This is a genomic window from Xenorhabdus budapestensis (assembly GCF_002632465.1).
Lineage (GTDB): Bacteria > Pseudomonadota > Gammaproteobacteria > Enterobacterales > Enterobacteriaceae > Xenorhabdus > Xenorhabdus budapestensis.
On record NZ_NIBS01000134.1, the window covers coordinates 1 to 576 of the forward strand.

Genomic DNA, 576 nt, shown 5'->3' on the forward strand with positions numbered 1-576 from the left:
GCGACGTGGTCAATGGAACCCCCGTCGAACTCACTGGAGAAACTGGATCAACTGTTCTCGATATCCGAGAAGGCATCATCAACGACCGGGCAAAACTGAAATATTTGCAGGATTATGTGAATACTGAATGTAGGTAAATAGAGATGAATGGATTACCAAAAGGTGAGCACAAAATTAACCAAAAAATGCACAACAAATTTTTCAAGTATAATCAACTCAAATCTTATCAATATTCAACAGTGATCATCGGTGATGAAAACGAATTGAATATTTATGTTTACAAATGGTTTATTGCGCTAGTTGCTGTTCCAATGCTGATATACGGTTCATTTGTGATGGGGTTTATACCGGCATTCAAAGAACTTCGTGATGTATGGGTAAATCCGGTATGGCGTTGCGATTTACCTCAAATACCTGATGGACTATTGAAATTAGAGAACGCATTGCCACCTCAGAGCAAATAATTCTGGGGTTGTGGGACTATATCAAAACACAACACAAATGATTGAGGTCATCATGAAATTTGAAGAATTAACACTAGAATCACAACAAGCAGCGCGGGAAGCTCTGTTGAAT

General features: G+C 38.7%; 1 protein-coding gene. It reads left to right on the forward strand.

What is annotated here, in order from left to right:
* The first annotated feature begins 143 nt into the window (after window positions 1-143).
* A complete protein-coding gene (locus tag Xbud_RS19270; protein ID WP_099137552.1) occupies window positions 144-464 on the forward strand; it encodes a hypothetical protein in 321 nt (106 codons plus the stop codon).
* Window positions 465-576: the final 112 nt, after the last annotated feature.

Bases quoted from the DNA above. Each gene is read 5' to 3' on its own strand.
- Xbud_RS19270 (WP_099137552.1), top strand. From the start codon at position 144: ATGAATGGATTACCAAAAGGTGAGCACAAAATTAACCAAAAAATGCAC.